Genomic DNA, 21,416 nt, shown 5'->3' with positions numbered 1-21,416 from the left:
GTCGGCTGCGGCTGCTGACCCCCGCAGTTTCGAAGGGAGTTGACCATGTAGGTTCTTGCGCCATGGTGCGATACGCGGAGCCCGGCGTCGTGGAATGGGTGGAGTCGGGCGGTGGGCCGCTGATAGCGGTGCCGGAGACGGTTCTGCCGTTCTGGGCCGGTGCCGACGGCGAGGAGACGGCGTCCGACTACGACCGGGCGTGCGAGGTGGACGGGCACGTCGGGCTCCTGCCGGTCGGCGACTGCACGGCGCTGGTTCTGGGCGACGAGCCTGCCTCGACGGCCTATCTGCCCGACCACGGGATGTTCGTCCGGTGGTGTGCGGGCAACTCCGAGGACGAGTTGCTGGCGAGCGTGCCGTCGGCTGTCGATACGGCGGAGTGGGAGCCGGACGTCCACTGGGACGTGCCAGGGGCCGTGCTGCTCTTCGATGCGGCGTGGCCCGGGGCGGACCCTTCGGGGAGCGAGGGGGTTCGGGTGGTTCTGGAGCGGGGGCGCTACGCGGTTCGGGCGGTTCGGGTGCAGCCCGGGCCTGAAACGTGGTTGGGCTTGGTTCAGTTGCGGTTGCTTGCGCCTGGGTGACCGTGGGATGACCGGCGAGGACCGCGGGCCGTCGCGGAGCGCTTCCCCGCCGGGCGGTGGGGCATGCCCGACGACCCTGCCCGCCTCATCGCATGGCTCGCCACGGACGAGGGGGAGTGGGTCACCGGGCAGGTCATCGACTCCGAGGGCGGCTTCCGCCGCTGACGTTCCTGGAGGCTGACTTCCCCTAGAGCCGGGACAGTTCGTCGACCAGGTCGTCCAGGCCCAGGGAACCCTGCGAGAGGGCCGCCATGTGCCAGGCCTTCGGGTCGAAGGCGTCACCGCGCCGGGCGCGGGCCTTCTCGCGGCCCAGCAGCCAGGCCCGCTCGCCGAGCTTGTAGCCGATGGCCTGGCCCGGCATGGACAGGTAGCGGGTCAGCTCACTCTCCACGAAGTCCGCGGGCCGGCTGCTGTGCGAGCGGAAGAACTCCTGCGCCAGCTCGGGCGTCCAGCGCTCGCCCGGGTGGAAGGGGGAGTCGTCCGGGATCGTCAGCTCCAGGTGCATGCCGATGTCGATGATGACGCGCAGGGCACGCATCATCTGCGCGTCCAGGTAACCGAGCCGGCGCTCCGGGTCCGTCAGGAAGCCCAGTTCGTCCATCAGGCGCTCCGCGTACAGGGCCCAGCCCTCGGCGTTGGCGCTCACCATGCCGACACTCGCCTGGTAGCGGGAGAGGTTCTCCGCCACGTGCTTCCACTGGGCCAGCTGGAGGTGGTGGCCGGGCACGCCCTCGTGATACCAGGTCGACACCAGGTCGTAGACGGGGAAGCTCGTCTCACCCATGGTCGGCAGCCAGGTGCAGCCCGGGCGTGTGAAGTCGTCCGACGGCGGCGTGTAGTAGGGGGCCGCGGCGCTGCCCGGAGGGGCGATGCGCGACTCCACCCGGCGCACCCGCTCGGCCAGGTCGAAGTGGGTGCCGTCGAGCGCGCCGATCGCCTCGTCCATCAGTGACTGCAACCAGTCGCGCACCTCGTCGACGCCCTCGATGTGCGTGCCGTGCTCGTCCAGGTGCGCCAGCGCCACCCACGGCGTGGCGGCACCGGGAAGGATCTTCTCGGCCTCCGACTTCATCTCGCCGAGGAGGCGGTGGTACTCGGACCAGCCGTACGCGTACGCCTCGTCCAGGTCGAGGTCCGTGCCGTTGTAGTACCGCACCCAGCGCGCGTACCGCTCCCGGCCCACCACGTCCGGCGCGCCCTCGACCGCCGGTGCGTACACGTCCCGCATCCAGTCGCGCAGCCGCACGACCGCCTCGGTGGCCGAGCGGGCCGCCGTGTCCAGCTCGGACCGCAGCGCTTCGGGTCCGGCGGCCGCGTAGGTCTCGAACCAGCCGCGGCCCTCGCCGTCGGCGTCCGCCCACTCCCCGAGCTGCTCCACGAACGTGGCGGTGGCGCGCGGCCCGCCGTACAGCTTCCGCTCCAGGCCGAGCGCCAGGGACTCCCGGTACCCCTCCAGTGCGGCCGGGACCGCGCGCAGCCGCTCGGCGATCGCCGCCCAGTCCTCCTCCGACTGCGCCGGCGTCACGGTGAACACCTGCCGCACCGCATGGGCGACGGAGCTCAGGTTGCTGACGGAACGCAGACCCTCCTCGGCCTCGTGCACGCCGAGTTCGGCGTTGAGCCGCTCGCGCAGCAGCCGCCCGCACCGGCGCTCGATGTCACTGTCCGCGCCGGGCAGCCGCTCCGCCTCGTCCAGCCGGGCCAGCGTCCGGCGCGCCAGCTCCGCGAACGCCTCCTGACCCGCGGGCGAGGTGTCGGGCAGCCTGCTCGAACTCTCCTTGACGCCGAGGAACGTACCGGTGATCGGGTCGAGGGCGACGAGCTCGTCGACGTACGCGTCGGCGACCTCACGGGGCAGCGGGCTCTTGATCTCAGACATGCGGTCCATCCTGGTACGACGTACGGCGCACGTCATGTGGATTGAGCCGAGGGCGAAGGCGGCAGCAGCGGCCCGCACTCCCACTGCTGGAAGATCAGCCGGGTCTCCACGCGCGCCACCTCCCGCCGCGAGGTGAACTCGTCCAGCACGAGCCGCTGGAGGTCGGCCATGTCGGCGACCGCGACATGGACCAGGTAGTCGTCCGGCCCGGTCAGGTGGAAGACCGTCCGCGACTCCGGCAGGGCCCGGATCCGCTCCACGAACGGCCCCACCAGCTCCCGCCGGTGCGGCCTGACCTGTACCGACAGCAGGGCCTGAAGCCCTCGCCCCAGCTTGGCCGGATCCAGCTCCAGACGGTGCCCGAGGATCACTCCCGAGCGGCGCAGCCGGGTCACCCGGTCCAGACATGTCGACGGCGCCACCCCGACCTGCGCGGCGAGGTCCCGGTACGTCGTCCGGGCGTCGTTCTGCAACAGCCGCAGCAGGTGGAGATCCACCGGGTCCAGTACGACAGATTCGGCCATCGGCCGAACGTAGCACGGGCTTCTCGCCCTCGGGCCCGGTCGGTGTTCACCCTTCCGTCATGGACACAGCGAGCATGGGCGCCCACGCCGACGTACGCACCGCACCGAGAGCACTCGCCACCGAGGCCGTCCACGCCGGGCGGGACGACCTCGCCCGGCAGGGGCTGCACGCCCCGCCGATCGATCTGTCCACCACCTACCCGTCGTACGACAGCCGTGGCGAGGCGGCCCGTATCGACGCGTTCTCGGCCACCGGCGCGGAGCCGGACGGCCCGCCCGTGTACGGGCGGCTGGGGAACCCGACCGTGGCCCGCTTCGAGACCGCGCTGGCCCGACTGGAGGGCACCGAGGCGGCGGTCGCCTTCGCCAGCGGCATGGCCGCCCTGAGCGCCGTCCTGCTCGTACGCGCCTCCATGGGGCTGCGGCACGTGGTGGCCGTACGTCCCCTCTACGGGTGCAGCGACCATCTGCTGACCGCCGGGCTGCTGGGCTCGGAGGTGACCTGGACCGACCCGGCCGGAATCGGCGAGGCGCTGCGTCCGGACACCGGGCTGGTCATCGTGGAGTCCCCGGCCAACCCCACCCTCGCCGAGGTCGACCTCCGGGCCGTCGCCCACGCCTGCGGCTCGGTGCCGCTGCTCGTGGACAACACGTTCGCCACGCCGGTGCTCCAGCGCCCTGCCGAACACGGCGCACGGCTGGTACTGCACAGCGCCACCAAGTACCTCGGCGGCCACGGTGACGTGCTGGCGGGCGTCATCGCCTGCGACGAGGAGTTCGCGGGCCGGCTGCGGCAGGTCCGCTTCGCGACGGGCGGTGTCCTTCACCCGCTGGCCGGCTATCTGCTGCTGCGCGGCCTGTCCACCCTCCCCGTCCGGGTACGGGCCGCCTCCGCCAACGCCGCCGAACTCGCCCACCGCCTCGCCGCCGACCCGCGTGTAGCCCGCGTGCACTACCCGCGCATCGGCGGCGCGATGGTCTCCTTCGAGATACACGGCGACCCCCACGAGGTCATCGCCGGCGTCCGCCTCATCACCCCGGCGGTGAGCCTCGGCAGCGTGGACACCCTCATCCAGCACCCGGCCTCGATCAGCCACCGCATCGTGGACGCGGACGACCGCAGGGGGGCCGGGGTGAGCGACCGTCTGCTGCGCATGTCGGTGGGCTTGGAGGACGTGGAGGACCTGTGGTCGGACCTGAACGGTGCTTTGGGGCGCCCCCTCGGGGGCGCGGGGAACTGCGCGACCAGCTACAGCGAGCCCGCACCCGCCGACGTACAACTGCCCCTACGACGCTGAGGCACTCCCCAGCTCACCCGCACCTGTAGAAACTGTCTCACCCAGCCGCGCGGTGATGACCAGGGTCCCCTCCTCGACCTGATAGTCGAGGGGGAGGCCCAACCCTCGCATCGCGGCGACCATCGCCGTGTTGGACGCCTGCGTCACGGCATACACACTCCTGCAACCGCCTTCCGCGGCCATCGCGACCAGACGGCCCAGCAACTCCCCGCCGACGCCCCGCCGCTGCCACGCGTCCTCGACGATCACGGCGACTTCCGTCTCGTCCCCGTCCCACAGCAGATGCCCGAGCCCGACCAGCCGCCCGGAGGCCGTCTGCACGGCGAGGGTACGGCCGAAGCGGGGACTGAGCAGGTGGTTGAGATAGCGGTCGGCGTCACCGACCGGCCCGTGGTAGCGCAGCCTGAGCGTGCGGTCCGAGCACCGCTCGTGCATCGCCCTGGCCGCCTCCAGGTCACGGGTGTCGGCCCGGCGCACCGTGATGTCGCTGCCTTCGGCCAGGGTGAGCACGTCCCGGCCGTGCGGGACGCGCGGCCCGAGCCGGGCGTCCAGTTCCACCAGGGCCCTGGCCCGGGCGAACTCGGTCGGTGTGAAGGGCAGGTACGGCCGCTCCACGGTGATGACTCCGCCTTCGGGGGCGCGCAGGCGCATCACCGTGTCGTCGAGGGCTCCCTCCACCGGGACACCGTCGGACGTCCGGCCGCCGCCGGCCGGGGCGGGCTGGGAACGGATCGTGCACCGGCCCAGCAACTGGCGCAGTGCCAGGGGCAGTTCCGCGGCGTCCAGGGCGGTCCGGGCGGCGAGGCCCAGCACCCGGGTCGGCGCGTCCACCAGGTCGTGGGCGTCGGCCCGCTCGATCCAGGTGTCCGTGCCGCCGGCCGTCCGGACCGCCGTGGCGATGCCGGAGGCCGGCAACTCGCCCGGGGCGCGCAGCAGGAACTCGTCCACCGTGCCCTCGGCCAGCGGATGGGTCTGGAGGCTGAGGATGTCGACCCGGTGCCCGGCGAGGGCCGTGCACAGGACCGCCAGCGATCCGGGCTCGTCCTTCACCGTGGTCCGCATCCGCCACAGCGTGTTCGTCCCGGGCGTGTCGGCCCCCGGCACCGGCTCCGGTGCCGGGGACCCGGTATCGCCCGTCGGCGGCGCGTGTTCGTGGCGTCGTGTTCGCCAGGTGTGGAAGGCCGCCGTGACCCGCTGCCAGGAGGTGGCGGAGGGGCAGTCGTTCTTCAGGTTGGTCACTTCAGTCACTTTTCGCGTCATGCACCCACTGTGACGGAATGGTGTTGCGTGATCGCGAACGCTTTGTGACCGCTGGGTAAAGGGGGCAGTTTGCCCTCCTTATCGACGCTTCAAACGTTGCGCTCCGTACTACTGGCCGACCAGGCCCGGCTGGAGCACCTTCGTGAACAGCACCGTGCCGTCCTGCTCGCGCAGACGCACCGTCAGCTCGCCGCTGCCGCCGTCGATGTCCACCTCGCCGAAGAACTGGTAGCCCCCGGCGGGGGAGACGTTGGCGGTCGTCGGGGCCTTCAGGAACACACGGTCGGGACCGAAGGTTCCGTCGAGCGTGTTCGCAGGGAACGCGCCGGCGTTCAGCGGGCCCGACACGAACTCCCAGAACGGCTCGAAGTCGGTGAAGGCGGCCCGCGACGGCTCGTAGTGCTGCGCCGAGGTGTAGTGGACGTCGGCCGTGAGCCACACCGTGCCGGTGATCCTGCGGTGCTTGATGAAACGCAGCAGCTCGGCGATCTGGAGCTCACGGCCCAGCGGTGCCCCGGGGTCGCCCTGGGCGACGGCCTCGATGTTCGGCTTGCCGTCGCCGGTGTCCGGGACGACCAGGCCGATCGGCATGTCGGAGGCGATCACCTTCCACACCGCGCGGGAGCGGGCCAGCTCGCGCTTGAGCCACTCCAGTTGCTCGCGGCCGAGGATGCCCTGCGGGTCGGTGGGCTGGTCGTCCGGCGAGTTGGCGTTGCGGTAGGTGCGCATGTCCAGCACGAACACGTCCAGCAGCGGGCCGTGGTGCTGCACGCGGTAGACGCGGCCGTCGGGGCGGCGCAGCGTGGAGATCGGGAAGTACTCCGAGAAGGCGCGGCGGGCGCGGGCGGCGAGCACGTCGACGTTCTTCTCGGTGTACCGGCTGTCGCCGAGGATCTCGCCCGGGTACCAGTTGTTGGTGAGCTCGTGGTCGTCCCACTGGATGATGGAGGGGACCCGGGCGTTGAAGGCGCGCAGGTTCTCGTCCAGCAGGTTGTAGCGGAAGTTGCCGCGGAACTCGGCCAGGGTCTCGGCGACCTTCGCCTTCTCCTCGGTGGTGATGTTCCGCCAGGTGCGCCCGTCGGGCAGGGCCACGGTCTCGGTGAGGGGCCCGTCGGCGTAGATGTTGTCGCCGCTGCAGATGAAGAAGTCCGGGTCCAGGGCGGCCATCGCCTCGTAGATCCGGTAGCCGCCGAGCTCCGGGTTGATGCCCCAGCCCTGACCGGCCAGGTCGCCGGACCAGACGAACCGCACGCCGTCACGCCGTTTCTCGGACGCCGTACGGAAAGTGCCGGTGACCGGCTCGCCGGTGCGGCGCGGGTCGTCCGGGTCGGCGAGCAGCACCCGGTAGTGGATCTGCTCACCGGACGGCAGGCCGCGCAGCAGGGTCGTGCCGGTGAAGTCGGTGCCCGGACCCAGCAGCGGGCCGTGCCATCTGCGCGGGTTGCGGAACGACTCGGTCGCCGACGTCTCGACGATCATCCGGGCCGGCCGGTCGGAGCGCACCCACACCAGCCCGGAGTCGCGGGTCACGTCTCCCGCCTGCACACCCCACCCCGCCTTCGGACGCCCCGACCGAGCGAAGGCCGGCGCCGCGCCGAGAGCGGTGGGCAGGGTGAGGGCCGCCGACGCGGCGAGGGAGCCACGCAGGACGCTACGGCGCGCGGGGAACGGACGGTGTGACATGGATGCGCCTCCAGGGACGGGATCCGGCCAGTGTGCACAGCCACAACTACTGGCACGCCGCAGCGCACACACGAACCCCAAGTGAACAACTGACCGCGGGAGGAGGGGAACCGGCGGGCACCCGCGAGCCACGCCGGGTCACCCCGTGGCCGCCTCCGCCATCAGACGTACACCCTCGTGGATCCGGGCGGTCGGTACGTGCGCGTAGCCCAGGACGAGCCGTGTCCGCTTCGGCCCGTCGGCCTCCTCCCGCGCGGGACGCGGGTGTGCGTAGGCCGACAGGGGGCGTACCGCCACCCCGGCCGCCGTCACGCGGGTGAGGAAACGCTCCTCGGGGCCGTAGCGCTCCGGCAGGGTGGCGATCACGTGCAGGCCGGCGGCGATGCCCGAGACCCGGGAGCCGGGGAAGTGCTCGTCGAGGGCGGTGGTCAGGGCGTCACGGCGCTCACGGTAGGCGCGCTGGCAGCGGCGCAACTGGCGGTCGTAGTCGCCGCGCTCCAGGAAGCGGGCGAACAGCGCCTGGTCGAGGGCCGGGTGACCGAGGTCCAGCGTGCGCTTGCGTTCGACGATCTCCTCCGCCCAGGACTCGGGCACCAGCAGCCAGCCCAGCCGCAGGCCCGGTGCGAGGGACTTGCTGACCGACCCCGTGTAGGCGACGTGGTCCGGGTCGAGGCCCTGGAGCGCGCCGACGGGAGCGCGGTCGTAGCGGAAGTCGCCGTCGTAGTCGTCCTCCAGGACGATGCCGTCCACGGACCGCGCCCAGTCCAGCAGTTCGGCGCGACGGCGGGGCGAGTAGGCGATGCCGGTGGGGAACTGGTGGGCCGGAGTCGTCACCACGGCCCGCACGCCCGACGCCCGCAGCGGCTCCAGGGCGATCCCCTCGCCGTCCACGGGCAGCGGCACGGCGGTGACCCCGGCCGAGGTGTACAGCGCGTCGTGCTGGGGACTGCCCGGGTCCTCCACGCCCACGGTGCGCACACCGCGCGCGTGCAGCGCGAAACCCAGCAGCGTCGTCGCCTGGGCCACCCCGGAGACCACCACGATCCGCTCCGGGTCGGCCGCCACACCCCGCCGCCGGGCGAGCAGTTCGGCCAGCGCGGTTCGCAGCCGGGGCAGCCCGCGCGGATCGGGATACCCCAGCTCCTGGTGCGGCATCTCCGCCAGCACACCGCGCTGGGCGGCGGCCCACGCCGAGCGCGGGAACAGCGACAGATCCGGCGTCCCGGGCACGAAGTCCACCCGGGCACCGGGGGAGCGCGGAGCGAGGTCGTGCGCCCGCGGCCGGGCGGTCCGTACCGCCGAGCCCACCCACGTCCCGGCGCCCCGGCCGCTGCGCAGATAACCCTCCGCCGTCAGCTGCTCGTACGCCTCCGTGATCAGCCCGCGCGACACCCCCAGATCCGCCGCGAGATCCCGGCTCGACGGCAGCCGCGTGCCCGGTGCGAGCCGGCCCGAGCGGACCGCCTCGCGCAGCGCCGCCTGGAGGGAACGGCCACGCGTGCGTGCCGGTGCCGAAGCGGCCGGGAGCAGCAGCTCCCAGGCGGGCGACGCGGGCTCGCTGCGTTCCATGCTGTCCATGCGGTCAGTCTGCCGGATCCGCCGGCGGGCCTTCAGCCCATCGTCATGCATGGGGCGGCGGCCGTCGTCCACCGGCGCCCGAGCGCGCGTCGGCGTGCGGCCGGCCACGGGCGCGCCCCCGGCGTGCGCCGCGGTTCCCCGATCGGGTCAGTTGCCGGGCCGGACGACAGGGCAGCCTCCGCCCGTGATCACCGTGCTGAACGTCCACGAACGTGAGCTGCCCGCGGCACCGGCGGCCGTCGGCGCCCTGATCGACTCCCTCGGCACCGGCAACGACCGGCTGTGGCCGCCCGGCTGGCCGCCGGTGCGCTTCGACCGGCCGCTGGCCGTCGGCGCGTCGGGCGGTCACGGTTGCGTGCGGTACGAGGTGAGTCACTACGTGCCGGGGGAGTGGGTGCGGTTCCGTGTCACCGGCCCGCGAGGCCTCCGGGGCTTCCACGAGTTCAGCGTCCAGCACCTCGGCGCGGAGCGCACCGTCCTGCGCAACACCCTGGTGCTGCGCCCCGGGGGTGTGCGCTGGTTCGGCTGGCTGCTGTACTTCCGCCCCCTGTACGACGCGGCGTTCCGGCAGAGCCTGGACTGCGCCGAGCGCGCGCTGACCGGGACGGTCGCGCGCCCGGCCGACTGGGGCTGGTACGTACGACTGTTGCGCGCCGCGACCGCACGGGTGGCGGCCGAGCCGGCCGAGTGACGACGGCCGGCCGGGCTCCCGGTCCCTCAGCGGCTGCCGTCGAGGACGACCCGGGCGACCAGAGCCGGGTCGTCGTTCATCGGGACGTGGCCGCAGCCGGGCAGCCGTACCAGACGGGCGCGGGGGATGACGCTCTTGGCCCGCACGCCCTGGCGGGGGATCAGCAGCCGGTCCCGGTTGCCCCACGCCACGGTGACGGGTGTGCCCACGATGTCGTCGGTGAACTGCACGGACCTGCCGGAGCGGAGAGTCTCGGAGAACCCCTGGGCCCGGGCCAGCGCGAGCGTCTCGGCGACCACGGCCTCGGGCGAACGACGGCCCGGGCGGGCGTAGATGGTGCTCGTCAGCAGGGTGCGGCCGATCGCCGGGCGGGCCAGGCGTTCGACGACGGGCAGCGGCATCCGCTGGGCTATCTGCCGCATCGTCATCAGCACGGTGAAGGCGTAGCGGCGCTCCATGTCGTTCCAGAACCCCGCGGGGGACAGGGCGGTGACGGAGCGGACGAGCTGCGCCCGGGCCAGGTCCAGGGCCAGCAGGCCGCCCAGCGAGTTGCCCGCCACGTGCGGCCGTTCGATCTCCAGCGCCTCGCAGAGCGCGGCCAGGACGGTGTTCATGGTCGGCAGGTCGTGCGCCATGCCGTCCGGCAGCGCCGGTGACTCGCCGCACCCCGGCAGGTCCACGGCGATCACGTCCCGCTCGGCCGCCAGCGCGGGAATCACCGGGTCCCACACCTGCCGGTGGTGACCGATGCCGTGCAGCAGGAGCAGCGGTTCACCGCTGCCCTGACGCGTGTAGGACAGGGTCACGTTCTGTTCGCCCTGTGCGGAGGCGACTTTGAAGGAGACGGTGACGGACATGCGGTGCTCCTCGGCTGTACTCGCTGACGGACGCCGTAGACAGCTTGTCAGCAATTGCTACCGGCGGGTAGCCCCACGGTGGCGCCGGCTTCCCGGCCACGGCCGGCCGGGAGGGGCGATTCCGCCTGGACAGGGACGGACCGGTGGGCTGGGATGGATCCCGTGACCACCGAGACCGCGACCGACGTCTTCGAAGCGCACCGCCCCGTCCTGCTGGGCGTCGCCTACCGCATGCTGGGCCGTGTCGCCGACGCGGAGGACGTGGTCCAGGAGGCATGGCTGCGCTGGTCGGGCAGCGACCGAGGGGACGTACGCGAACCGCGCGGATACCTCGTACGGATCACCACCCGCCTCGCCATCGACCGGCTGCGCCAGATCAAGGCCCGAGGGGAGACGTACGTGGGCCCGTGGCTGCCCGAGCCGTACGTCACCGACTTCGGCGACACCGTGCCGGACACCGCCGAGCGGGCCGTGCTCGCGGACTCCGTCTCGTTCGCCCTCCTCGTCGTGCTGGAGTCCCTGTCACCGCTGGAGCGGGCGGTGTTCGTGCTGCGCGAGGCCTTCGGCTTCCCGTACGCCGACATCGCCGCGATGCTCGACCGCGGTGAACCGGCCGTGCGCCAGCTGGCCGGGCGGGCGCGCAAGCACGTCGAGGAGCGGCGGCCGCGCTACGAGGTCGACCCCGCCCAGCGGCGCGACCTCACTGAACGGTTCCTCGCCGCCGCGGCGGACGGTGACCTCGAGGGGCTGATGGAGCTGCTCGCCCCGGACGTCCGGCTCGTCGGCGACAGTGGCGGAAAAGCGCGGGCGCCGCTGCGGGTCCTGGAGACCGCGGACAAGGTGGGCCGGTTCCTCGTCGGCGCCGCGCGGAAGAGCGACCCCGGCCTCTCCCCGCGTTTCCTGGAACTCAACGGCGGCCCGGCCTTGTTGTTCCTGTCCGGCGGCAAGCCCGACTCCGTCTTCCAGCTCGACGTCGCCGACGGCCGCGTCCAGGCGGTCTACATCGTCCGCAACCCCGACAAGCTGCGCTCGCTGGCCGCCGTGTAGACGGCGCCGCACGACGGGACGGCGCCGCAGGACCACCCCCGCGCCCTCGCATGAACGTCCCGTGAACGTTCCCGGCCATTGGTATTGACCAAGCATCAGGGCCGCCCTATGGTCGCAGAGAAGTGAAACAACCTTTAAAAAACAAGGGCGCTAAAAAGCCGCCGACCACGGCGATTGCGGAGGACAGGGTGGGGACCACGCAGTTGGAATCGGTGCCGGAGCCGAAGTACTGGCATCTCAAGACCGTGCTCAGCCAAGCGCTCGACTCGGAGTTCTCCGTGGGGGAGATCCTGCCCAACGAGCGCGATCTCGCGGCCCGCTTCGGCGTGGCCCGCGCCACGCTCCGCCAGGCCCTGGAGCAGCTCGAACTGGAGGGCAGGCTCCAGCGCCGCCGCGGTGTCGGCACGACCGTCGCGCCGCCCCGCATGGGCGTCTCCCTGGGCACCGGCCCGCACACCTGGCCGGGCGGCCCCGACGACGCCTGGCAGCCCGTCGACTGCACGGCGGCGGTGCCGCCCGCGGCGGTCGCCGAGGCGCTGGAGACCGGCCCGGAGGAGTCCGTGCACATCGTGCGGCGCTCCCGGGTCTCGCAGGGCCGGCCCGTCGCGGCCGAGCTGCTCTACATCCCGCAGTCCTCGGTGCCCGAGCTCTCCGGCATCGACGCGCCGTCCGGAGCGGCACGCGCGCGTGCGGTGCTGCGCGAGCTCCAGCGGCTGGAGCTGGAGCGGCAGGAGAACGCGGTGGAACTCGGCTCCGCCGGGGCCGACGACGCGAAGGAACTGGACCGGCTGCCGGGGGCGCCCGTGCTGGTGGTGACGACGCGGTTCGTGGCCGCGGGGCGTGTCGCTGCGTTGTCCGTCGCGACGTATCGCGCTGACACGTGTCGGTTGACCTTCGGTGACGCGGGGGCCGTGGAGATTCACGCCGGGCCGGAGCGGCGGGCCTGCTGACCGTGGCGCCGTAGGGAGGGCGGTGCGTGGGTGACTGCGCGCGCGTCGTGGCTGGTCGCGCCCACGCGGCGGAGCCGCATATGGACACAGCCTCGCGCCCCTTTCATGCGTCGCCGTTCAGCGGCGTTCCACCGTGAACAGCTGCTCCTCCACGTGGTCCAGGGCGAGACGCAAGGCGCCTGTCGCCACTGCCGCGTCTCCCAGGCGGGACAGCGTCACCTGCGGGGGACGCAGACAGTAGCGGGCCAGTTCCTGGCGGAGGGGGTCCAGGGCGCCGTCCAGACCGGCTGCCCAGCCGCCGATCACGACCAGTTCCGGGTCGAGGGCGAGGACCAGGGCCGCCACGTCGTGGACCAGACGCTGGAGGAAGCGGTCGACGGCCGCGCGCGCCCGCTGGTCGCCCTCGCGGGCCTGCGCGAAGACCACGGCGACGGCCTGTTCGTCGAGCGGGTGCAGCGGTTCGTCGGTGGTGGACAGCAGCGTCTCCGGCGTCACCTCCCGGCCGAGCAGATGCAGCGCGCCGATCTCCCCGGCCGCCCCGCCGTAGCCCCGGTGCAACCGCCCCCCGATCAGCGAACCGGCGCCGGGGCTGAGCCCCGCCAGCACGAACACCACGTCGTCCGACTCGGTGGCCGCGCCCTTCCAGTGCTCGGCGACGGCCGCCGCGTTGGCGTCGTTCTCGACCAGGACCGGGCACTTGAACGACCGGCTCAGCCGCTCGCCCAGCCGCAGCCCCGTCCACCCGGGCAGCGCGGTGCTGAGCCGAACCGTGCCGTCCGCCTCGACGATCCCGGGCGTGGCCACGCCCACGGCCCGCAGCGAGCCGCGTGCGACACCGGCCCGGCGCAGCAGCTCGGCGACGGCCCCGCGCAGCCGCTCCAGCCGCTCGTCGGCCCCCGCCGCCTCGGGAACGTCCTTGGCCTGGGAGCCGATCACCCGGCCGTCCAGGTCGGCCAGCAGCGCCGCCACCCGGTGCGCCCCGATCTCCAGGCCCAGCAGATGCCCGGCCTCCGCCCGGAACCGGAACCGCCGCGCCGGCCGCCCCTGCTTGCGGGCGGCACCCTCCTCGGCCGCCTTCTCGACGACGAGACCGGCCTCGATGAGCCCTTCGACGACGCCCTCGACGGTCGGCCGGGACAGCCCCGTCACCCGGGTGATCTCGGTCAGCGTCGCGCAGTCCGTGGCACGCAGCGCGTGCAGCACCACCGCGGAGTTGATCCTTCGCAGCAGCGAGGGATCCCCGCCGGTCAGCCGCCCCACCGTCCGTCCTCCCAGCTCGTGCGCGTGTTGGCCGGATCGTACTCGGCGCGGCGCACCCCGGCGAGGGGCAGGCGCCGGCCCCCGCCGGTCACCCCGGCGCCACGAACCCCGACTCGTACGCCGCGATCACCGCCTGCGTGCGGTCCCTGGCTCCCAGCTTCGCCAGTACGGCGCTCACATGCGACTTCACCGTCTCGGTGCCCACGACCAGCCGGGCGGCGATCTCCGCGTTGGACAGGCCGCGTGCCATCAGCCGCAGCACCTCGCCCTCCCGCTCGGTCAGCTGGGCCCGCTCCATCGCCGCCCGCGCGGCCCGGTTCCCGCCGTCGTCGCCGTACTCGGAGGCCAGTTGCCGTACCGAGGCCGGGAACAGCAGCGACTCGCCCTCGGCGATCAGCCGCACCGCGTGCACGATCTCGGCCGGCCGGGCCCGCTTCAGCAGGAATCCGTCGGCGCCCGCCCGCAGCGCCTCGTACACGTACTCGTCGTTCTCGAACGTCGTCACCACGAGGATCCTCGGCGGCTCTTCGACCGTCCGCAGCAGCGCCCGGGTGGCCTCGATACCGTCCAGCAGCGGCATCCGTACGTCCATGGCGACCACGTCGGGCCGCAGCTGCCGCACGAGCGGGATCACCGACGCCCCGTCCGCGGCCTCCCCGACCACCTCGATGTCGGGCTGGGCCTCCAGCACGGCCCGCAGACCCGCGCGCACCAGGGGTTCGTCGTCGACGAGGAGAACGGTGACCGGCATCGGACCAGCGTAGATCAACTCAACGGCAGCTCGACATGGACCTGCCAGTCGCCTTCGTCGGGGCCGGTCCGGGCCAGCCCGCCGAGCAGGGCGGCGCGCTCGCGTATCCCCCGCAGGCCGCTGCCGCGCCCGGGGCCGGGTACCGGCTCCGTCAGCGGGTTGCGTACGGCGAGGACGAGAGTGCCGGCGGCGACCTGCACACGGACCCGCACGGGCACGGCTCCGGCATGCCGCAGCACATTGGTCAGTGCCTCCTGGAGGATCCGGTAACCCTCCCGGGACACCGGCCCGGGCACCGTGTCCACCGGACCGGTCACCTCGGCGTCGACCTTCGCCCCGGAGGCGCGCGCGGACTCCAGCAGCCGGTCGGCGTCCGTGAGGGCCGGTCTGCCGTTCACGGGCTTCTCCGACTCGCGCAGGACACCGAGCACCCGCTCCAGGTCCTCCAGAGCGGCCCGGCCGGTCTCCTCGATGGCGCCCAGTGCCCGGTCGGTGAAGGCGGGATCGCCGGCCGCACGCGCGGCCCCCGCCTGTACGACGGCGACCGTGAGCGCGTGGCCGATGGAGTCGTGCAACTCGCGGGCGATGCGCGTGCGTTCCAAGAGCTGTTCGGTGCGCTCCTCCAAGGCCGCGAGCCGCTCCGCGGGTGACGGGCCGAGGAGCCGCTCGGCGAGCGCGGTGATGAGGTGGCCCGACCACACCACGACCACGAGGAACAGAATCAACGGCACGGGTGCGAGCACGGCGTGCCACCAGCGGTTCTCCTCGACGGGCACCAATCCGTCGGCGACGGGCCCGAGACCGAGCCCCGTCGTCAGCAAGTCGACGGCGAGAAGGGGCAACTGGACGGAGAGGTGGGCAACGATCCAGCCGAGGCACAGCCGCGCCTCCAACCACACCACCGTCCGCCCGCGATCGGCCCACGTGACGGACGGAGTGGCCACGATCTCCGCACTCTCGCTGCCGTGCCGCCGGCCGGTCAGCAACAGCCTGGCCTGGAACCCCTCCACCAGCCGCGTGGCCGGCACGAGGCCGGCGAGTCCGAGCAGCAGGGCGGCCGTGGCCTGGGTCCACCACGCCTCCTGGACGAACAGCCACATGGACGGCCACACGATGGCCACCAGCAGATGCAGCCACCGCGTGTACGTCACCGCCCGAGCGAACGGGCGCAGCATGCGGACCATCGCGCCATCGTGCCAGCCGCCACTGACAACGAGCCTCCCCCGCACGGGGGAGACGATCTCCACCGCCGGGGGAGGCCCGCAACCCCTCCGACCGGCCACGCTGCTGCCATGACCAGCATCGAAGTCCAGGACCTCACCAAGGAGTACGGCGGCAAACGGGCCGTGGACGGCCTCACCTTCCGTGTCCTGCCCGGCCGCGTCACCGGCTTCCTCGGTCCCAACGGCGCCGGGAAGTCCACCACCATGCGGCTGGTGCTCGGCCTCGACCGGCCGACCGCCGGTACCGCCACCCTCGGCGGACGCGCGTACCCGACGCTGCGCGAACCCCTGCGCCAGGTGGGCGCCCTCCTCGACGCGCAGGCCGCGCACGGCTCCCGCACCGCCCGCGACCACCTCCGCGTCCTGGCGACCAGCAACCGCATCCCGGACCGGCGGGTCGACGAGGTACTGGAGGAAACCGGCCTGGCGTCGGTGGCCCGGCGCCGCGTGCGGACGTACTCCCTCGGAATGCGCCAGCGCCTGGGCATCGCCGCCGCCCTGCTGGGCGATCCCGAGGTGGTCATGCTGGACGAGCCGTCCAACGGCCTCGACCCCGAAGGCATCGTGTGGATCCGGCAGTTGCTGCGCCGGCTCGCGGGGGAGGGCCGCACGGTCCTGGTCTCCAGCCACCTGATGAACGAGACCGCGTCCTTCGCTGACCACCTCGTCGTCCTCGGCCGTGGCCGGCTGCTGGCCGACACCCCGATGCGGGACTTCATCGACGCGCGCGTGCGGCCCAGCGTACGCATCCGCACGTCCGACCCCGACGCCCTCCGGAGCGCTCTGGCCCGGTACGGCCAGGACGCCGTGGAACACCCGGACGGTCACTGGACCGTGCACCACGCACGCGTGGACGACATCGGCCGCCTCGCCTCCGCCGCGGGCGTGCCGGTCCTCGAACTCGCGGCCGAGGAGGGCACGTTGGAACAGGCCTATTTCGACCTCACGTCAGCCGAAGCCGAGTTCACCACGCAGCCCCAGGAGGTCTGACCATGGAACTCACCCCCGTCCTCCGCTCCGAGTGGCTGAAGATCCGTACGCTCCGCTCGCTCCCGGGAGCGCTCCTGGCCCTGTTCGCCGCGACCACCGCGTTCTCCGCGATCGCCGGTGTCTCCGAGACGTCGGACCCCGGCTTCGACCCCTTGTTCACGGCCCTGTCCGGTGTCGTGCCGGGGCAGATCGCGGCCGTCTCCTTCGGGGCCATGGCCGTGTCGTCGGAGTTCCAGACGGGTGCGCTCCGGCTCTCGCTGGCCGCGGTTCCGCGGCGCGGCCGGTGGTTCGCGGCCAAGGCGGCCGTCATCGCCGTACCGGCCCTGCTGGTGGGACTGGTGACCGCTCTCGCCGCCCTCCTCGTGGCCCGGGTCGGGCTCGGCCCGGCGGCCGACGGGCTCGGCACCGGCGAGCAGGTGCGCGGCGTCGTGGGCTGCGGTGTCTACCTCATGCTGATGGCCCTGTTCGCCGCCGGACTCGCCGCTCTGCTGCGCAGCGGCGTGGCGACGCTGTCCCTGCTGATTCCGTTCATCCTCGTCGTGTCGTTCGTGATCGGCGACGCGACGGGCACCGTCGCCGACTTCCTCCCCGACAAAGCGGGACAGCTGGTCCTCAGGGAGACGTACGACGGCACCCTCGGGCCGTGGTCGGGGCTCGCGGTGACCGCGCTCTGGGCGGCGGCCGCCCTGCTGGCGGGGGCGTGGAGCCTGCGCCGCCGGGACGCCTGACCGGAGACCCGACCGAGACCCGGCCGAGCCCCCGCCGGAGAACGGCCGGAACAGGATTGACGCCCCGCCAAGTGTCAGTGGCGGCGGGTTTACTGGACCCATGAACATCGCACAGCACATCGCCCTCATCGACGAGCTGTGCTACCGCCCCTTTCCGGCGGAGCACGGCCCGTCGGACGTCGGCTTCTCCGGACCCGGTGAGCACACCGCGGTGTTAGAGGCCGCGGGCGACGACGACCCGGCGCTCCGCGCGGTGACGATCGACCAGTACGAGAAGGACCGGGACGCCGTCTACGAACTTCTCGCCTCACGCTGGGGCGACACGCCCCCCTACAACCTGCGGACCGTCCTCCTGCGCGGCGGGCAGGAGGAGATACCCCGGCCGTGGGCCGAGTTGAGCGAGCGCGCGAGCGTCGCGTATCTGTGGGAGGTGGAGGGCACCGGCCGCTGGGTCGCCGTGGCGGTCACCGACCGCGACACATCGCAGGCGGTCCAACTGCTGGCCCTGGTCACGGAGACGGACCCGCCGTAGGAGATCAGTCCCCGGCGGCCTCCCGCAGCCGCGCGAACTCCTCGGCCATCGTCTCGGCCGTCCAGTGGGCGTTGAGTCCGCTCGGGTTGGGCAGCACCCACACGCGCGTGTCCCCGATCGTCCGCGACTGCGGCCCGACTCGGGCCTTCCGGACGTCGAACGCGGCGCGGTAGGCGGTCACTCCGACAACGGCCAGCCAGCGCGGCCGCAGCCGCCCCACCTTCAGCGCGAGCTGTCGCCCGCCCTCCCGGTACTCCTCGGCGCTCAGCTCGTCGGCGCGAGCGGTCGGCCGCGCCACGACATTGGTGATGCCGAGCCCGTACGACAGCAGCTCCTGCTGCTCGGACGGCTTCAGCAGCCGCGGTGTGAACCCGGAGCGGTGCAGCACCGGCCAGAAGCGGTTGCCGGGGCGGGCGAAGTGGTGGCCCGTCGCGGCCGTCATCAGACCGGGATTTATGCCGCAGAACAGCACCCGCAGACCGTCCGCGACCACGTCCGGCACGAGACGGTCGCGGGCGGCCTCGAGCTCCTCGGGTGTGAAACGGGGCATCGTACGCGGCGCGTCAGAGGATCGCGCCGGGCGTGTAGCCCGCGGCCTGGGGGTGCTGCTTCACGATCTCCTCGACCCGGGCGACGACGGCGGCGACCTGGTCGCCCGCGGCGCCCGTGAAGGACAGCTTGTCGGCCATCAGCGCGTCCAGCTCGGCGCGGTCGAGCGGAATGCGCGCGTCGGCGGCCAGCTTGTCGAGCAGCTCGTTGCGCTCGGCGCCCTGCTCGCGCATCGCGAGCGCGGAGGCGACGGCGTTCTCCTTGATCGCCTCGTGCGCGAGCTCGCGGCCCACGCCCGCGCGCACGGCGCCCATCAGCACCTTGGTGGTCGCCAGGAACGGCAGGTAGCGGTCCAGCTCCCGCGCCACGACCGCCGGGAACGCGCCGAACTCGTCGAGCACGGTCAGGAACGTCTCCAGCAGGCCGTCCAGCGCGAAGAACGCGTCCGGCAGCGCGACGCGGCGCACCACCGAGCAGGACACGTCGCCCTCGTTCCACTGGTCGCCCGCCAGCTCGCCGGTCATCGAGGCGTAGCCGCGCAGGATCACCATCAGGCCGTTGACGCGCTCGCAGGAGCGGGTGTTCATCTTGTGCGGCATCGCCGAGGAGCCCACCTGGCCCGGCTTGAAGCCCTCGGTGACCAGCTCGTGCCCGGCCATCAGCCGGATCGTCTTCGCCAGCGACGACGGCGCGGCCGCCACCTGCACCAGCGCCGTCACGACCTCGTAGTCGAGCGAGCGCGGGTAGACCTGGCCGACCGACGTGAACGCCTGCGAGAAGCCCAGGTGCGTGGCGATCCGCTGCTCCAGTTCCGCGAGCTTCGCGGCGTCCCCGCCCAGCAGGTCCAGCATGTCCTGCGCGGTGCCGACCGGGCCCTTGATGCCGCGCAGCGGGTAGCGGCCCAGCAGCTCCTCGATCCGGCCGTGGGCGACGAGCAGCTCGTCGGTGGCGGTCGCGAAGCGCTTGCCGAGGGTGGTGGCCTGGGCGGCGACGTTGTGCGAACGGCCGGCCATGACCAGCTCGCCGTACTCGCCGGCCAGCTTGCCCAGACGGGCCAGGACCGCCACCGTGCGGTCGCGCATCAGCTCGAGTGAGAGGCGGATCTGGAGCTGCTCGACGTTCTCGGTGAGGTCGCGGGAGGTCATGCCCTTGTGCACGTGCTCGTGCCCGGCGAGGTCGTTGAACTCCTCGATCCGCGCCTTCACGTCGTGCCGCGTGACCTTCTCGCGCTCGGCGATGGAGGCCAGGTCGACGGTGTCGAGCACACGCTCGTAGTCGGCGAGCGCCGCGTCCGGCACCTCGATCCCGAGGTCCTTCTGGGCGCGGAGCACGGCGAGCCAGAGCTGCCGCTCCAGCCTCACCTTCTGCTCGGGCGACCAGAGCGTGGCGAGCTCGGCGGAGGCGTAGCGTCCGGCGAGGACGTTCGGGATGCGGGGCTTGGCGGGAGCGGAAGTCACGTGGACGGATTCTACTGGCGATTCGTGCAGGCCAGCGTCGCGGGTGCCTTCGTGGGAACCTACGAGAGGTGTCGACGAGGTCCGCGGGCACGTCCGCGTGGCCCGGCTGAGGCGCGCACCAGCAGGCCGGCGCGGTGCGGCACAGCTTGTTCCCTCGAGGTCAGCCGGTTCCCGTGGTCGTCGGCACGGCGACGTCCGGGAACCGTCTACGCCAGACCCTCGTACGGCAGCAGCCCGAGCCGCTCCGGCGGCGGGCCGTTCGCTCCTCGCACCGGCCGCTTCGCAGCCAAGGTCTTGATCTTGTGGGAGTCTTCCCGCGGGCTCAGAAGGCCGGTGCGGACCGCTCCGTGAGCCGGTTCTGGTGCCGCGCGCCGAGCACGGCGTCCCGCAGCCGTTCCTGAGCAATCGTCAGGCACGCGTAGACCGCTCCTTGTGCCGTCGACAGACCGATCTGATGCGGACCCGTCCTGATCTCCGGCGCCGCCGGAAGGCTCTGGTCGAGCCGCTCGCGCACCTGGGGAAGGACGACGTCGACGAGCGGGCGCAGCCGGCCCACGAAGTGGACCGACTCCGGGTCGAGCGTCACGGCGACGACACTGACGGCGGTCACGATCGCGGTGGTGAACGCGTGCAGCACTTCGGCGTGCGACGCCTCGGCGTGCTCCAGCAGCCAGAGATCCTCGACGCGCTCCAGGTCGAGCCCCCGCTCGCGAGCGAACCGGAGAAGACCTCGGGTGCTCAGCAAGCCGTCGAGGTTCTCGTCGCCGAATCCGGAGGAGAGCACACCGATGTCACCGAAGGCGGGTGTGTTTCCCCGGGCGAGCTCGTGATCCGTGCAGCTGGCGAAGTTGAGTATGGTGCTGACGCTGAAGAGCGCGGCGTTCCTGATGGTGGCGTCTTCGGTGAGGATCCCGAGCAGGGACGCGTTGGCATCGCTGTCGAGCAGCACAGGGGCGTCGACCAGAGCTTCGACAGCTCGCTGGAGGCCTGAGCCCGCGAAGGTTTTCATCGACTCCGCGGGGCCGAAGATCTCCGTGCCGCCCCGGACCCGGCCGGGCACCGCGGCGACGATCTGACGCAGAGGACCCTGTGCGGGTCGGGCGGCCTGCCCGATCAGGTCGACCAGCCATCGCGCGGCGTCCTGGACCTCATGGTGAACGGCGGTGGGGACCGTCACGTGCCGGATCTCACGACCTCTCAGGTCGGTCACCAGCACACCGGTGGTCTGGGCGCCGAAGCTGACACCGGCGACGTGGCCGGTCGTGCCGGGCAGGTCCAGATAGGTGGACCGGCGGCCGCGGCCGGTGATCTCGTCGACCCCGCTGTCGACGACGAAGCCGTCGGCACGCAGTTCCTCCACCGCTCTCGACACCGTGGCCTTGCTCAGGCCCGTCAGCTCGATGAGCTTGTTCCGCGTCAAGGGCGCGTGGGAGAGGACCACGTCGAGGACCGATGCCTTGTTGTAGTCGCGTGAGGTCGGGTTGGTCACGTGATGACCATAGCGAGCCCCGTGCGCTGAACTCGGCTCCGCCTCCGCGGTCGCGGACAGCGCAGCAGGCTGCTGGGCCCCTCGCGGAG

General features: G+C 72.6%; 20 protein-coding genes and 1 pseudogene. 9 read left to right on the top strand and 12 right to left on the bottom strand.

Annotated elements, in window-relative coordinates; all coding sequences use genetic code 11:
- Positions 1 to 62 precede the first annotated feature (62 nt).
- Together QC385_RS02990 and QC385_RS02985 are read left to right on the top strand one after the other, a co-directional pair.
- Positions 63 to 581: an immunity 21 family protein gene (locus tag QC385_RS02990; protein ID WP_279539655.1), complete on the top strand. Its 519-nt coding sequence runs from the start codon at positions 63 to 65 to the stop codon at positions 579 to 581.
- A gap of 27 nt (positions 582 to 608) precedes the next feature.
- Positions 609 to 746: pseudogene (locus QC385_RS02985) on the top strand (SDR family oxidoreductase); the annotation flags it as partial.
- Positions 747 to 768: 22 nt separating this feature from the next.
- Here QC385_RS02985 and QC385_RS02980 read toward each other — a convergent pair.
- Together QC385_RS02980 and QC385_RS02975 are read right to left on the bottom strand one after the other, a co-directional pair.
- The gene (locus QC385_RS02980; protein WP_279539654.1) at positions 769 to 2,460 is read right to left on the bottom strand and encodes a DUF885 domain-containing protein; all 1,692 of its coding nucleotides are present in this window, start codon (positions 2,458 to 2,460) and stop codon (positions 769 to 771) included.
- 32 nt (positions 2,461 to 2,492) lie between these two features.
- The gene (locus tag QC385_RS02975) at positions 2,493 to 2,984 is read right to left on the bottom strand and encodes an Lrp/AsnC family transcriptional regulator (protein WP_150479522.1); all 492 of its coding nucleotides are present in this window, start codon (positions 2,982 to 2,984) and stop codon (positions 2,493 to 2,495) included.
- 59 nt (positions 2,985 to 3,043) lie between these two features.
- Between QC385_RS02975 and QC385_RS02970 the strand changes: the two genes are divergently transcribed.
- Positions 3,044 to 4,282 carry a trans-sulfuration enzyme family protein gene (locus QC385_RS02970; RefSeq protein WP_279539653.1) on the top strand — a complete coding sequence of 413 codons (1,239 nt, stop codon included), beginning with the start codon at positions 3,044 to 3,046 and terminating at the stop codon, positions 4,280 to 4,282.
- Here the strand turns inward: QC385_RS02970 and QC385_RS02965 are convergent.
- From QC385_RS02965 to pdxR, 3 genes are all read right to left on the bottom strand, one after another.
- On the bottom strand, positions 4,271 to 5,542 hold the full coding sequence (locus QC385_RS02965) for a GNAT family N-acetyltransferase (RefSeq protein WP_279539652.1): 1,272 nt from the start codon (positions 5,540 to 5,542) through the stop codon (positions 4,271 to 4,273). The genes QC385_RS02970 and QC385_RS02965 overlap by 12 nt on opposite strands.
- A gap of 108 nt (positions 5,543 to 5,650) precedes the next feature.
- The gene (locus tag QC385_RS02960) at positions 5,651 to 7,225 is read right to left on the bottom strand and encodes an alkaline phosphatase D family protein (protein ID WP_279539651.1); all 1,575 of its coding nucleotides are present in this window, start codon (positions 7,223 to 7,225) and stop codon (positions 5,651 to 5,653) included.
- A 138-nt stretch (positions 7,226 to 7,363) separates the two neighbouring features.
- Entirely contained in the window at positions 7,364 to 8,794 is a 1,431-nt protein-coding gene (gene pdxR, locus QC385_RS02955) for a MocR-like pyridoxine biosynthesis transcription factor PdxR (RefSeq protein ID WP_279539764.1), read from the bottom strand.
- A 193-nt stretch (positions 8,795 to 8,987) separates the two neighbouring features.
- On the opposite strand from pdxR, the gene QC385_RS02950 reads away from it, so the two are divergent.
- On the top strand, positions 8,988 to 9,494 hold the full coding sequence (locus tag QC385_RS02950; RefSeq protein WP_336621265.1) for an SRPBCC family protein: 507 nt from the start codon (positions 8,988 to 8,990) through the stop codon (positions 9,492 to 9,494).
- Between the two features lie 26 nt (positions 9,495 to 9,520).
- Here QC385_RS02950 and QC385_RS02945 read toward each other — a convergent pair whose 3' ends face one another.
- Complete coding sequence (locus QC385_RS02945) at positions 9,521 to 10,351, bottom strand: alpha/beta fold hydrolase (protein ID WP_279539650.1); 831 nt, start codon at positions 10,349 to 10,351, stop codon at positions 9,521 to 9,523.
- Between the two features lie 162 nt (positions 10,352 to 10,513).
- Here QC385_RS02945 and QC385_RS02940 point away from each other — a divergent pair, with 162 nt between their 5' ends.
- Together QC385_RS02940 and QC385_RS02935 are read left to right on the top strand one after the other, a co-directional pair.
- Complete coding sequence (locus QC385_RS02940; RefSeq protein WP_279539649.1) at positions 10,514 to 11,398, top strand: RNA polymerase sigma-70 factor; 885 nt, start codon at positions 10,514 to 10,516, stop codon at positions 11,396 to 11,398.
- 188 nt (positions 11,399 to 11,586) lie between these two features.
- Positions 11,587 to 12,348 carry a GntR family transcriptional regulator gene (locus tag QC385_RS02935; RefSeq protein WP_279539648.1) on the top strand — a complete coding sequence of 254 codons (762 nt, stop codon included), beginning with the start codon at positions 11,587 to 11,589 and terminating at the stop codon, positions 12,346 to 12,348.
- A gap of 117 nt (positions 12,349 to 12,465) precedes the next feature.
- Here QC385_RS02935 and QC385_RS02930 read toward each other — a convergent pair whose 3' ends face one another.
- From QC385_RS02930 to QC385_RS02920, 3 genes are all read right to left on the bottom strand, one after another.
- Positions 12,466 to 13,608 (bottom strand): ROK family transcriptional regulator, encoded by a 1,143-nt coding sequence (locus QC385_RS02930; RefSeq protein ID WP_279539647.1) that lies wholly within the window; start codon positions 13,606 to 13,608, stop codon positions 12,466 to 12,468.
- Positions 13,609 to 13,696: 88 nt separating this feature from the next.
- Positions 13,697 to 14,359, bottom strand: coding sequence for a response regulator transcription factor (locus tag QC385_RS02925; protein WP_279539646.1), 663 nt, complete (start codon positions 14,357 to 14,359; stop codon positions 13,697 to 13,699).
- A 14-nt stretch (positions 14,360 to 14,373) separates the two neighbouring features.
- Positions 14,374 to 15,543 carry a sensor histidine kinase gene (locus QC385_RS02920; RefSeq protein WP_279539645.1) on the bottom strand — a complete coding sequence of 390 codons (1,170 nt, stop codon included), beginning with the start codon at positions 15,541 to 15,543 and terminating at the stop codon, positions 14,374 to 14,376.
- Positions 15,544 to 15,651: 108 nt separating this feature from the next.
- Here QC385_RS02920 and QC385_RS02915 point away from each other — a divergent pair, with 108 nt between their 5' ends.
- From QC385_RS02915 to QC385_RS02905, 3 genes are all read left to right on the top strand, one after another.
- The gene (locus tag QC385_RS02915) at positions 15,652 to 16,572 is read left to right on the top strand and encodes an ABC transporter ATP-binding protein (protein ID WP_279539644.1); all 921 of its coding nucleotides are present in this window, start codon (positions 15,652 to 15,654) and stop codon (positions 16,570 to 16,572) included.
- Positions 16,573 to 16,574: 2 nt separating this feature from the next.
- A complete protein-coding gene (locus tag QC385_RS02910) occupies positions 16,575 to 17,300 on the top strand; it encodes an ABC transporter permease (RefSeq protein WP_279539643.1) in 726 nt (241 codons plus the stop codon).
- Between the two features lie 100 nt (positions 17,301 to 17,400).
- Complete coding sequence (locus QC385_RS02905; RefSeq protein WP_279539642.1) at positions 17,401 to 17,832, top strand: hypothetical protein; 432 nt, start codon at positions 17,401 to 17,403, stop codon at positions 17,830 to 17,832.
- 4 nt (positions 17,833 to 17,836) lie between these two features.
- On the opposite strand, the gene mug is transcribed toward QC385_RS02905, so the two are convergent.
- From mug to QC385_RS02890, 3 genes are all read right to left on the bottom strand, one after another.
- The gene (mug, locus tag QC385_RS02900; RefSeq protein WP_279539641.1) at positions 17,837 to 18,382 is read right to left on the bottom strand and encodes a G/U mismatch-specific DNA glycosylase; all 546 of its coding nucleotides are present in this window, start codon (positions 18,380 to 18,382) and stop codon (positions 17,837 to 17,839) included.
- Between the two features lie 13 nt (positions 18,383 to 18,395).
- Positions 18,396 to 19,838: an adenylosuccinate lyase gene (purB, locus tag QC385_RS02895; protein WP_279539640.1), complete on the bottom strand. Its 1,443-nt coding sequence runs from the start codon at positions 19,836 to 19,838 to the stop codon at positions 18,396 to 18,398.
- Positions 19,839 to 20,160: 322 nt separating this feature from the next.
- Positions 20,161 to 21,327: an ROK family transcriptional regulator gene (locus QC385_RS02890; RefSeq protein ID WP_279539639.1), complete on the bottom strand. Its 1,167-nt coding sequence runs from the start codon at positions 21,325 to 21,327 to the stop codon at positions 20,161 to 20,163.
- Positions 21,328 to 21,416 lie beyond the last annotated feature (89 nt).

It is taken from the genome of Streptomyces sp. DH10 (genome assembly GCF_029813805.1).
In the GTDB taxonomy this organism is placed as follows: domain Bacteria; phylum Actinomycetota; class Actinomycetes; order Streptomycetales; family Streptomycetaceae; genus Streptomyces; species Streptomyces coeruleofuscus.
Note: the sequence above shows the minus strand (reverse complement) of the source record. Positions and strands in the feature narration are given on the sequence as shown.